At 38.7% G+C, this 12,125-nt stretch carries 9 protein-coding genes; 6 read left to right on the plus strand and 3 right to left on the minus strand.

Annotated features, from left to right (window positions below):
• A partial coding sequence (locus BLR11_RS09630) for a transposase (protein WP_176762947.1) occupies nucleotides 1-140 on the minus strand: 140 nt, incomplete at its 3' end.
• A gap of 452 nt (nucleotides 141-592) precedes the next feature.
• Nucleotides 593-2,482, minus strand: coding sequence for an ImmA/IrrE family metallo-endopeptidase (locus BLR11_RS09635; RefSeq protein WP_218118768.1), 1,890 nt, complete (start codon nucleotides 2,480-2,482; stop codon nucleotides 593-595).
• 325 nt (nucleotides 2,483-2,807) lie between these two features.
• On the opposite strand from BLR11_RS09635, the gene BLR11_RS09640 reads away from it, so the two are divergent.
• Both BLR11_RS09640 and BLR11_RS09645 read left to right on the plus strand, forming a co-directional pair.
• The gene (locus tag BLR11_RS09640; RefSeq protein WP_245675132.1) at nucleotides 2,808-4,148 is read left to right on the plus strand and encodes a type I restriction-modification system subunit M; all 1,341 of its coding nucleotides are present in this window, start codon (nucleotides 2,808-2,810) and stop codon (nucleotides 4,146-4,148) included.
• Nucleotides 4,149-4,354: 206 nt separating this feature from the next.
• A complete protein-coding gene (locus BLR11_RS09645) occupies nucleotides 4,355-4,915 on the plus strand; it encodes a restriction endonuclease subunit S (protein WP_091651293.1) in 561 nt (186 codons plus the stop codon).
• Here BLR11_RS09645 and BLR11_RS09650 read toward each other — a convergent pair.
• Nucleotides 4,912-5,559 carry a restriction endonuclease subunit S gene (locus tag BLR11_RS09650; protein ID WP_218118769.1) on the minus strand — a complete coding sequence of 216 codons (648 nt, stop codon included), beginning with the start codon at nucleotides 5,557-5,559 and terminating at the stop codon, nucleotides 4,912-4,914. The genes BLR11_RS09645 and BLR11_RS09650 overlap by 4 nt on opposite strands.
• 89 nt (nucleotides 5,560-5,648) lie before the next feature.
• On the opposite strand from BLR11_RS09650, the gene xerA reads away from it, so the two are divergent.
• From xerA to BLR11_RS09670, 4 genes are all read left to right on the plus strand, one after another.
• Complete coding sequence (gene xerA / locus BLR11_RS09655; RefSeq protein ID WP_091651298.1) at nucleotides 5,649-6,638, plus strand: site-specific tyrosine recombinase/integron integrase; 990 nt, start codon at nucleotides 5,649-5,651, stop codon at nucleotides 6,636-6,638.
• 14 nt (nucleotides 6,639-6,652) lie between these two features.
• Nucleotides 6,653-7,834 (plus strand): restriction endonuclease subunit S, encoded by a 1,182-nt coding sequence (locus BLR11_RS09660; RefSeq protein ID WP_091651301.1) that lies wholly within the window; start codon nucleotides 6,653-6,655, stop codon nucleotides 7,832-7,834.
• Between the two features lie 94 nt (nucleotides 7,835-7,928).
• Nucleotides 7,929-11,126, plus strand: a complete 3,198-nt coding sequence (locus BLR11_RS09665; protein ID WP_091651304.1) for a type I restriction endonuclease subunit R — start codon at nucleotides 7,929-7,931, stop codon at nucleotides 11,124-11,126.
• A gap of 394 nt (nucleotides 11,127-11,520) precedes the next feature.
• The gene (locus BLR11_RS09670; protein WP_218118770.1) at nucleotides 11,521-12,069 is read left to right on the plus strand and encodes a GrpB family protein; all 549 of its coding nucleotides are present in this window, start codon (nucleotides 11,521-11,523) and stop codon (nucleotides 12,067-12,069) included.
• Nucleotides 12,070-12,125: the final 56 nt, after the last annotated feature.

Below are 12,125 nucleotides of genomic sequence, written 5' to 3' on the forward strand. Positions count from 1 at the left end.
CATAATTCCCGTAAAATTTTTCCAATATCTTTTTTTAATTTCCCGTAAATCAATTGTCTACGGTACTTGGGTGCAAACACAAGATGATATTTACATCTCCATTTTGTATGTGCTAAACTTAAAGTGTCCATGGATAGCATTTTCCTCCTTTGCTCTAAGTACGGTTGGCGAACCTGTGCTTAGTATAGCAAAGGAGGTTTTGCTTTTTCTACCTATAGCTATAAGCTTTTAGAACCATACGCACAGCGTATGGTTTTCAATACGACAATAAAAACCGTAGCAGCAATAAATGCTACTACGGTTAGGTCTAACTTTATAGGGTCACTACAAAGGCCGAAAAAACTCGCCGTTTTTTTTAAACGGGAGCCATTCGGCTCATCATTTTATATAACTGGCAAAGGACAGTAGATATGTTCCCTTGCCTTAGTTCCATTGTAGAAGAAGGATAGTGTTAGCACACGGTCATGGAATGTCCGAAATATGGGTTATATCATAAAAAAACACCGATAATGGTGACGTATTTGAAAACATATGCCTAAAAATAGGCAAAAAAATAACCGGACATTAAATGTCCGGTCGAATTTAAAACTTTTTATTTTTTTTTACCAAGTAGTTTCATCTTTTGTGAAGTTAGGTATTTATTACATATATCTAAGGAATAAGGCCATTTATATGTCAATAAAAAATGGTACATCAGGTCAAGTGGAGTATTACTCAAACAGTAGCCTGCTTTTGCAAGAAGTTTAAAATTTAAGGGTGGTGGTAAATGGAGTCCTATACATACAGCAACAATTGTTTCTTTTGTTGCTGTATAGTCTGGCTCATTCCTAAGACGCCTGATTGTTCTAGCATCTAGCCTTGATTCTTCGGCCAGTTTTTCAACAGAAATATCTCTCCAATTTGTCAATGCAACAAAAGCGTCTGAAAAATCATGAGGAAGGCTGCTTAACACCCTATGTATTTCATCATTACAGGCTTGAACGAGTTTAGCATGTTCTTCTATGGTTAAGTTATTCTTTGAAAGCACATAGGCTGCTTCAAAAATGATATCGGATGATGCGTCACGGAATAGGACACATTCTGTATAAAATTGTTTGCCATAAGCGTTTGTAGAAGGATGAACAGATAAATCGAATATAAGGCAGCATTCATCAATATGATGCTGTGCATATTTTGTTAACGTAGGTTGTCCGTTTTCATCATTTTCGATGTATTGTGGGGAGTTAATGCAAAAATGTGAATCAACAAATAGATAGGTTCCTTGTTCTAATGTTGCACGAAGTGTTGGATTGACGGAACTTTCAAATAAGGCATCTCGCATGCTAATGGAAAAAGTTTGATTTTTGGTAAGTGAGCCTTTTTTAAAAGCATGTGGTTTTACATATTGATCATCGATATAGATAAATACGCCCATAGCTTCTTCATAGCCAACGTCAACCATGCGGATTTTGGCGGCACAACGTGAAACACAAAAGAAAGTAGCCAGTGCATCAATAACTGGCTCCATAACATCAATGAGTTCTTTGGTGTGCAGTTCTTTTTGATACTCCTTGATAAGTGCATCTGCTTTTTGCTTAAAAGGGGTAAATGGCATTTGAATACGGGGTGCCAATGAATTTGCCTGCCATTCCATCCAATCAGTTGCTGTCCGGATGTTATCTTTTTTTATGCCACCTACTACTTGGCAGCGGATATGTGTCAGCTCTTTATTATAGAGCCGTTCTAATTCGAAGGCTTTTCGATGCAAATCCCAGTGAACACATTCATGGATGACAGTATTATTCACAGCACCAAGGCTTCGCAGAAAAAAGGCGTTCGGATTGACAAGTATGGTGCCTTTGTTAACATGAATGGTTTTGATGGAATCGGTGTCCTCGTCATAATACTCGGTATCACAATCAGCAAAGCAGATTTGACCGAAAACTGAAAAATCTGAAGTAATGGTTTTTAAATCAACAGAAAGTCCCATACGATCTGCAAGATCAACGGGACTGAGCGACATAGGAGTAGCAAGTGCTTCTGGATAATGTCTTTGTAGAAAATCAGTGGCAACTTTTTCTAACTGGTCCTTACGAATAATAAGGACGAGTGAATCTGACATGGGATGCTGTTGTTTGTCTTTGCAGTTGTATTCTTCAATGGCATTAGTGGAAAAATCGTCAAGGTTGTGGGATAGATCACCCGTGCAGGAAATCTTAAACCATGGATAGGCATCATCATTTCTATCCGTATGGCGATCATATTCGGATATTTCAAGCTGGGCTTCGACAAGGACATCGAAAGCTATTTTCATACCGGGTTGGTTATCAATATAAACGCCTTTGATCTCGATGTCTGAAAGCTTAGCCTCGTCAATAGCCGTCACGTGTTGTGAGACAACATGCAAGTTGCCGTGGTTTTCTTCTAAAAAGTTGGAAAGCGCCGTAAACAACTCGTTATATAGATGATTTGCTACATAATCTTTAAAAGAATGATCCTGCATGATGCTGTCACGTCCAATCTTTTCAATACCATGATTTGTCTGCGATATGTAAAAGTACTAGTTTTTAGTATAATATTGTAGTATCATAAAAATCAAGCTATTACAGCAATAATCAGCAATAACTTGATTTTTATACATGATTTTCATAAGCAATTGTTTAATAGACAAACTGCTAACCAATATTATGGTATAGCATTGAACTGTGATATATCTGATATTATGGAAATGGTTGATATACCAGAAAAAGATGAAGTCCAGACAATGGGATAGCAAAAAGTGGATAATGAAGATACACCAATAGAGAAAAAATAGGAGGAATCAGAAAATGACTGATAAAAACAATGCTAACATTGGTTTTGAAAAACAGATCTGGGATGCGGCTTGCGTACTTTGGGGGCATATCCCGGCTGCTGAATATAGAAATGTAATTATTGGACTTATATTCTTGAAATATATTTCCACAGCATTTGATAAAAAATACAAGCAGCTCGTAGCCGAAGGTGACGGCTTTGAAAATGACCCGGATGCATATCTGGAAGATAACGTGTTCTTTGTACCAGCTGAGGCTCGTTGGGATAAGATCGCGGCTACTGCTCATAAGCCGGAAATCGGTACGGTTATCGATGATGCCATGCGTGAAATTGAAGCAGACAATAAAAAACTGAAAAATGTTCTTCCGAAAAACTACGCAAGTCCGGATCTGGATAAGAGGATATTAGGTGACGTTGTTGATCTCTTCACAAATATGGACATGGGTGAGACGGAGGGAAATCGTGATGTTCTCGGTAGAACTTATGAATACTGTATCGCTCAATTTGCTGCTAAAGAGGGTAAAGGCGGTGGAGAATTCTATACGCCATCAAGTATTTTAAATACGCTGGTTTCTGTTCTAAAGCCATATTCAAATTGCCGTGTATATGATCCTTGCTGTGGTAGCGGCGGTATGTTTGTTCAGTCTGCAGAATTTATTCAGGTACATTCCAGTAACATAGGGGCTATCTCCATATATGGTCAGGAAGCAAATCCGGATACTTGGAAGATGGCTGTTATGAACCTAACTATTCGTGGCCTTGATGCCAATCTAGGGCCATATCATGCAGACACATTTACAAATGATCTGCATCCGACGTTGAAAGCGGATTTTATTCTCGCAAATCCACCTTTCAATTATAATCCTTGGGGGCAGGAGAAATTAAAGGACGATGTTCGCTGGAAGTATGGACTTCCTCCGGCGAGCAATGCCAACTTTGCATGGATTCAACATATGATTCATCACCTTGCACCAAACGGAAAAATCGGACTTGTACTCGCAAATGGAGCACTTTCCACACAGAGCAGCGGTGAAGGTGAGATAAGAAAGAAAATTATAGAGGATGATCTGGTTGAAGGGATTATCGCTATGCCTACACAGCTTTTCTATAGCGTAACAATCCCTGTCACACTTTGGTTTATTACTAAAGGTAAGAAGCAGGAAGGTAAAACAGTATTTATTGATGCTCGCAAAATGGGACATATGGTGGATCGTAAGCATCGAGATTTTACCGATGAAGATATTCAGAAGATAGCAGATACTTTCGAGGCTTTCCAGAATGGAATTCTCAAGGATGAAAAAGGTTTTGTTCTGTTGCTACACTGCAAGACATTGCAAAACAGGATTATATCTTAACGCCCGGACGTTATGTTGGAATTGAGGAACAGGAAGACGACGGCGAGCCGTTTGATGAGAAGATGATGCGGTTGACTTCAGAGCTTTCGGAAATGTTTAAAAAATCCCATGAACTTGAAAATGAGATTTGCAAAAAGCTTGCAGCTATTGGCTATAGCAAATAAGATATATCGTGATTTATCGGATCAAGAAAGGAGAGAATAAATATGGGAGAACATACAGATGTTGTTCTTGCAGATTTATTGCAGAAAAAAGGCTATATACGAGGACCATTTGGTTCAGCCCTAAAAAGATCAGAAATGAAATCCGAAGGGGTTCCTGTATATGAGCAGCAACATGCAATATATAATTTGCGAGACTTTAGATTTTATATAGATGATCAGAAATTTGAAGGGCTAAAGAGATTTCAAGTAAAAACTAACGATTTGGTCATTAGCTGTTCTGGAACAGTAGGAAAAGTAACAATTATCAGAGAGAATGACCCTAAAGGTATTATTAGTCAGGCACTTCTATTATTGAGAGTAGATGCTTCAAAGGTACTACCAGAATATTTAAAGTATTTTTTTAGTTCACAAAAAGGCTACAACGCTATTGTATCAAGATCAAGTGGATCAGTTCAGGTTAATATTTCAAGACGAGAGGTAATTGAACAGATACCATTGTCATTACCTAATTTAGATGAACAAAAGAAGATAGTGGATATTTTAAAAACAATAGATGATAAAATTGTAACTAATGAAGAGATAAACAAGAATTTAGCGGCTTAAAGGGCAAGGTTAGATATGTCCAGCTCGCCGGACATCAGTTTCGGTAAAAGCGTATCTCGGGTAATAATAAGCCTGTCGTTTTCGGCACGAAGGTTACGAATCTGTGCGAAAAATGGCTGTATAGAAGCATCAAATTCTTTTAGCTCACTTTCTGACGGTATGATTACAGGGATCTTGTTAAGGTTGGCTTGATTAATCTTAGGTTGAACGGCTCCTGTGACAATCGACTGAACGCTTGTTAAGCTGAAAAGCAGATACAGGAGTTCTACAGAAAAACCGTTCTTACCTGTAATAATGTGAGCATGATTGTTTACCCAAAACTTTCCTTCTACGTATTGCAGAATAGGAAAACCTTTACTGTTGACAACGGTACCGTCTTCACCAATAAGCAGATAGATTCCGTCAAACAGATATCTATCCACATAGTCCATGACGGAGGTAGCACCATAATATGGATATATTTTTGCAAGGTCAGCACGTTCACGATTTGAAAGCGGAATGCGCTTAGAATCGTGCAGTTCTATTATTTCGAAAACTGTACCAAGACGCCAATCGTCCGGCAATACGCCATCAAATTGACTTATATCTATAAAGCGATCTTTATAAAGAGTCCGTGCTTGCTGCTCTAAATTCTTGTTTAACATACAACCATAACTCTTGCGAGTGGCAAGAGCTAAATTGAGGGACTGCCACTCCGTAGTCATTCTCTATAATAGAAAAAGGAGAGATGACTATGAAACAAAAAGTGATTACCGAGGTTATGCAAGAAATGCTTGGCAGTCTCAACAATGCGCAGCTGGAACGGCTGCAGGAGGTATTGGAACATGCGCTGTTCTATAAAGAAATAACAGAAATTGAGCAGGGTTCGGAAAATGGTACAACAAATAAGCAACTGCTTAAGTCCTTTTTATCCTCAAAACGAATTGAAGGGTGCTCGGAAAAATCACTGACATACTACAGAACAACGATTGAAACAATGTTAGATAAAGTCGAAAAAAACATACGGGAGATAACCACAGACAATCTTCGTGCTTATTTGACAGAATACCAACAGGAGAAGAATTCCAGTAGAGTTACAGTAGATAACATTCGTCGCATACTTTCCAGCTTCTTCTCGTGGTTGGAAGATGAAGACTATATTTTGAAAAGCCCGGTGCGCCGGATACATAAGGTTAAGGCGTCATTGACGATTAAAGGAACATATTCGGATGAAGCATTGGAAAAGATGCGCGATAACTGTGAAAAGCCAAGGGATTTGGCATTGATTGATATGCTAACTTCTACAGGAATGCGTGTGGGAGAGCTGGTTCTCCTGAATCGTGATGATATAAATTTTGAAGAGCGAGAATGTGTGGTATTTGGTAAAGGCAGCAAGGAGCGGATGGTTTACTTTGATGCTCGAACCAAAATACATCTGCAGAGTTATCTGCAGGAACGAATGGATGATAATCCGGCGCTGTTTGTATCATTGCGGGCGCCGCATGACCGATTGAAAATCGGAGGTGTCGAGTGCAGATTAAGAGAATTTGGCCATAGATTGGATATACCAAAGGTGCATCCGCATAAGTTTCGCCGGACACTTGCTACAATGGCAATAGATAAAGGAATGCCAATAGAGCAACTACAGCAGCTTCTTGGACATAAACGGATAGATACGACGCTTCAGTATGCAATGGTAAAACAGAGCAACGTAAAACTTGCACATCGAAAGTATATAGGATAGGAAGGCACAGAAAAATGAGCGAATGGGAAAAAACAAGGCTTGGAGATGTTATTGAAACAAATACAATCTCTTATTCGACAAAGGAAGGGTGGAAATTTGTTAATTATCTCGACACGGGCAATATAACGGAGAATGTTGTTGCTGAGATTCAAAGGATTGATTTGAATACTGAAAAACTTCCTAGTCGAGCTAAGCGAAAAGTTCATTATAATAGTATTCTTTATTCGACAGTTAGACCTAACCAACGTCATTATGGAATTGTTAAGGAACAGCCGGAGAACTTTCTGGTATCTACTGGATTTACAGTTATCGATGCGGATGAATTCAAGGTGGATGCAGACTTCCTTTATTTCTTTTTATCACAAGATAACTTGGTTGAGCTGTTGCACTCAATAGCAGAACAGAGTGTTTCAACTTACCCTTCAATCAAAGCATCTGATATAGAAAACATCGAGGTGGAATTACCACCTCTGGTTGAGCAAAAACGGATTGCATCTATTCTAAATGCATTATCAGATAAGATACGTCAGAATACGGAGATAAACAAGAATTTAGAGCAGCAGGTAGAGCTCTTGTTTGCTGATTGCTTTCTTAACCTTTCGGAAATTCCAGATGGATGGAAAGAATCTAATTTGCTTGAAATTGCTGACTACCTTAATGGCCTTGCCATGCAAAAATATCGTCCCGAAGCTGATGAAAAAGGTATTCCAGTCCTTAAAATCAAGGAGCTTCGTCAGGGTTTCTGTGATTCGAGCAGTGAACTGTGTACGCCAAGCATTAAATCTGAGTACATTATTCATGATGGCGATGTAATCTTCTCATGGTCAGGCAGCCTCCTTGTTGATCTTTGGTGTGGTGACATATGTGGACTTAATCAACATCTCTTTAAAGTCACTTCGTCAAAATATGACAAGTGGTTCTATTATGCTTGGACAGCACATTATCTCTCGCGTTTTGCAGCAATTGCCGCTGATAAGGCAACAACAATGGGACATATCAAACGAGAAGATCTTGGTAAAGCTAAAGTTTTAATTCCTTCGGATGAAGATTATCACAGGATCGGAGTTCTTCTTCAACCCATTTATGACCTCATCATCAGTAACAAGATTGAAAACCGTCAGCTGGCATCTGTTCGAGATAGCTTGTTGCCAAAGCTTATGTCTGGCGAACTTGATGTCTCCAACACTGATATCTAAGCCGCTAAATTCTTGTTTGAAACGGAAAAATTGTAAAAGGAAACCACCTCTGAAAAGAGGATAATATAAAAAACAAAGTAAAGGAGTGAGACTCATGCCAGAATTCTATACCGAAGCGGATTATGAAAATTCTATTATAGAGCTTTTTGAAAGCCTGGACTATCGTCATGTTTATGCACCTGCTTTAGAACGTGACTTCTATAGCCCTTTATATGAAGAAGAACTTAAGTCCGCGCTGCATAGGCTGAATCCAGATATGCCGGAAGGTGCAATAGCAGACGCCTTATGCAAACTGAAAAATTTTGAAAATGCGGAACTTGTACAGAAGAATGCTTTATTCATGGAATATCTTCAGCACGGAATCGAAGTGCGTTATTTTGTGAAAGGTGAAGAACGTTCTGGTCTGGTTTATCTTGCGGATTACAAGAATCCGGGAAAAAACTCCTTTGTAGTAGCAAACCAATGGACTTTTATTGAAAACAGTAATAAACGTCCGGATGTTATCATTTTCTTAAACGGCTTACCTGTTGTTTTGATAGAACTTAAATCTCCTTCACGTGAAGAAACAGATGCATCAGAGGGATATTTGCAGATTAGGAACTATATGCAGGAAATTCCGTCGATGTTTATCTATAACTGTATCTGCGTAATTAGTGATCATTTGACGAGCAAAGCCGGAACGATTACTTCCGGTGAAGACCGCTTTATGGAATGGAAAACGAAGGATGGCAGCTACGAAAATACGCAGTATGCTCAGTTTGATACATTTTTCGAGGGCATGTTTACACAGGAACGACTTCTCGACATTATTAAAAATTTTATTTGTTTTTCCAATGAAGGCTTGAAACAATTCAAGATATTAGCAGGATATCATCAATATTTTGCTGTTAATAAAGCAATTGAGTCCACAAAGCATGCTACTGCTACTGATGGGAAAGGTGGTGTTTTTTGGCATACACAAGGCAGTGGTAAGTCATTGTCTATGGTCTTTTATGCACATTTATTGCAAGAAGTCTTAAACAGTCCGACTATAGTTGTTATTACTGATCGAAATGATCTTGATGACCAGCTTTATGGGCAGTTTGTAAAATGCAAAGATTTTCTGCGCCAGGAACCGGTTCATGCAACTTGTCGCAAGCTTAGTGAACATTCTTCTAAGGATGAAGTCGGCTTGAAAGATTGGTTGGAAGGACGCCAGGCAAACGGCATTATCTTTACTACTATGCAGAAGTTCGAGGAATCCTCCGAGCCGTTGTCGGAACGTCGGAATATAGTTGTTATGGCTGATGAAGCCCATCGCAGTCAATATGGTCTTAAAGAAAAAGTTGATACCAAAACCGGTGAGATCAAAATTGGCACGGCACGTGTTATAAGAGATAGCCTACCCAATGCTACATACATTGGATTTACCGGTACACCTATTGCAACAAAAGATAGAAATACCCATGAAGTTTTTGGAGATTACATAGATATTTATGATATGACGCAAGCTGTAGAGGATGGTGCTACAAGACCTGTCTATTATGAAAGTCGTGTTATCAAGCTGGAATTTGATGAAGCTACGCTGCACAAAATAGATCATGAATATGACATTATGGCAAATAATGCTGATCCTGAAGTTGTAGAAAAGAGCAAGAAAGAACTTGGCCAGATGGAGGCTGTTCTTGGAAATGACGCAACGGTAGATTCGCTGGTGAAAGATATCATTGATCATTATGAAAACTATCGTGAAAACCTGCTGACAGGAAAAGCAATGGTAGTAGCGTATTCTCGTGCCATTGCTATGAAGATCTACAATCGTATACTTGAGCTGCGTCCAAGTTGGAAAGAAAAGGTTAAGGTCGTAATGACCGAGAGCAATAAAGATCCCAAAGAGTGGCGTGCTGTTATTGGAAATAAGCGTCGCAGAGATGAGCTCGCCAAGGAATTCAAAGACAATGATAGCGAAATGAAAATCGCCATTGTTGTTGATATGTGGCTAACCGGATTTGATGTTCCTTCTCTTGCGACTATGTATGTTTATAAGCCGATGCAGGGCTATAATCTGATGCAGGCGATTGCGCGTGTTAACCGTGTCTTCCGAGATAAGGAAGGCGGCTTGATTGTCGACTACGTTGGCATCGCATCCGCTTTGAAGCAGGCTATGAATGATTATACAGTTCGTGATAAAAAGAACTACGGTGATACCGATATTGCTAAGGTTGCTTACCCGAAGTTCCTCGAGAAGTTAGATGTTTGCCGTGATATTTTCCACGGTTACGATTATTCAAAGTTTGCAATCGGAACAGATCTGGAAAGATCAAAGGCTATTACTGGTGCTGTGAACTTTATTATGGCACTTGATAAGGAAGATAAGAAGATTGACTTCATAAAGGAATCATTGCTTCTGAAGCAGGCACTGTCGCTTTGCTCTTCTCTTACAGAACGTGATCTGCGAGTGGAAGCAGCATTCTTTGAATCTGTGCGAGTTCTTGTTAACCGTCTTATGAATCAGGGCGACGGTCACAAGGTAAGCCTGAAGGAGATGAATGACCGTATAAATGAACTCTTGAAATCAAGTATAAAGAGTGACGGAGTAATCAATCTCTTTTCGGATGTGAAGGAAGAGTTTTCGCTGTTTGATCCGAAGTTCCTTGAGGAAATCTCCAAGATGAAGGAAAAAAATCTTGCTGTTGAGCTTTTGAAAAAATTAATTGCTGAACAGGTTAAGGTCTTTCGTAGGACAAATGTTGTGAAATCCGAGAAGTTCAGCGAACGGATGCAGAAAGTTATGAACTCCTATCTTAATGGCATGTTATCAAATGAGCAGGTTATAGAAGAACTTTTAAATATGGCAAAACAGATTGCAACGGCAAATAAGGAGGGCGATGCTCTTGGACTTACGCCTGATGAATTGGCATTTTATGATGCATTAACAAAACCGCAGGCAATAAAAGACTTTTATCAGAATGACGAACTTGTTGCTATCACAAAAGAATTGACGGAAACACTGCGGAAAAATCGCACAATAGATTGGCAGAAGCGTGACTCAGCAAGAGCCAAAATGCGCATGATGATAAAACGTCTTTTGAGAAAGCATAAGTATCCGCCGGAAGGTATGGAAGATGCGGTTCAAACTGTCATGATGCAGTGTGAATTGTGGACAGACAGTGTTATGGACGTAGATAAGGATCAATCAAACATATATAACTTTCACAGCAATGAGACACTTTCTATGGTAGCTGAAGATGTGACATCAAAATCATCATATCATCTCAAGGATAAAATTGGACATATTCCCAAAAACGGGTAAAAGCACAAAATGCCGTTTACTTGTTTCCAAGGACGAATGGGTGTCAAAAACACACTGAAAATACATCCAAAACATCCAGATGAGCCCTTGGAACCACGTTGAGACAGTAGTATTGATGTCTAGGACTGGGAAGTAAAAACGCTGGGAAGTGTAGTAAATAAGCTATCCTCACGATTTTGAGATTAAAAATGAGAAACTTAAAATCGAATTTTCATCACCCCATGGGAACATATCAACGCAATCCATTTTTTGATAGTTTAGACGGTGGGTTGGATAATGGGCTCATGAGTGTATAAGTTGGATGTTTTGTGGAAAAATGGTTTTGTGAGTGAGCAGGTTGGATGTTAACCGTCAATTTAGGAAGCGTGACTGCATGACTAGAAAATTATCTGATATGGATTTAGAAGAATTATGGCAATTATTTCCTATATGTTTGGAACAACATAATGAATGCTGGAAAACTTGGTATAAAGAGGAACTCGCCATACTTCAAGCTATATTGCCTTCTAATGTGATAAAAAGGATTAGTCACATTGGAAGTACTTCAATCAATACGATATGGGCAAAGCCTACTGTTGATATTCTTATCGAAGTGATTAATGGATATGATTTGCAGTACATAGCAAATATCTTGGTTCATAAGGGATACCTCTGCATGAATAAAAGTAAAAACAGGATTTCTTTAAACAAAGGATACATGATAAACGGGTTTGCAGAAAAGGTATATCATTTGCATATAAGCTATGAAGGTGATAATGCAGAACTTTATTTTAGGGATTATCTTATTGAGAATGTAAACATTGCAAAAAAATATGAAAAATTAAAACTTGAATTGTGGAAAAAATATGAACATAATCGGGATGCATATACAGATGCGAAAACGGATTTCATTGTAAAATATACGAAACAAGCCGAAGCGTTATATAAGAATAGATATCGCTAAGTATTGATGTTGGTAATATTAAAAAATGGTTTGAAATTTAAAGTTCTATTATTGTG

Origin of the sequence: Megasphaera paucivorans (assembly GCF_900103535.1) — a bacterium.
GTDB classification, from domain to species: domain Bacteria; phylum Bacillota; class Negativicutes; order Veillonellales; family Megasphaeraceae; genus Megasphaera_A; species Megasphaera_A paucivorans.

What these genes read in the sequence shown, in the direction of transcription:
- xerA (WP_091651298.1), top strand. Translation starts at nt 5,649, where the DNA reads ATGAAACAAAAAGTGATTACCGAGGTTATGCAAGAAATGCTTGGCAGT.
- BLR11_RS09635 (WP_218118768.1), bottom strand. Translation starts at nt 2,482, where the DNA reads ATGCAGGATCATTCTTTTAAAGATTATGTAGCAAATCATCTATATAAC.
- BLR11_RS09670 (WP_218118770.1), top strand. Translation starts at nt 11,521, where the DNA reads ATGGATTTAGAAGAATTATGGCAATTATTTCCTATATGTTTGGAACAA.
- BLR11_RS09650 (WP_218118769.1), bottom strand. Translation starts at nt 5,559, where the DNA reads ATGTTAAACAAGAATTTAGAGCAGCAAGCACGGACTCTTTATAAAGAT.
- BLR11_RS09660 (WP_091651301.1), top strand. Translation starts at nt 6,653, where the DNA reads ATGAGCGAATGGGAAAAAACAAGGCTTGGAGATGTTATTGAAACAAAT.
- BLR11_RS09640 (WP_245675132.1), top strand. Translation starts at nt 2,808, where the DNA reads ATGACTGATAAAAACAATGCTAACATTGGTTTTGAAAAACAGATCTGG.
- BLR11_RS09645 (WP_091651293.1), top strand. Translation starts at nt 4,355, where the DNA reads ATGGGAGAACATACAGATGTTGTTCTTGCAGATTTATTGCAGAAAAAA.
- BLR11_RS09665 (WP_091651304.1), top strand. Translation starts at nt 7,929, where the DNA reads ATGCCAGAATTCTATACCGAAGCGGATTATGAAAATTCTATTATAGAG.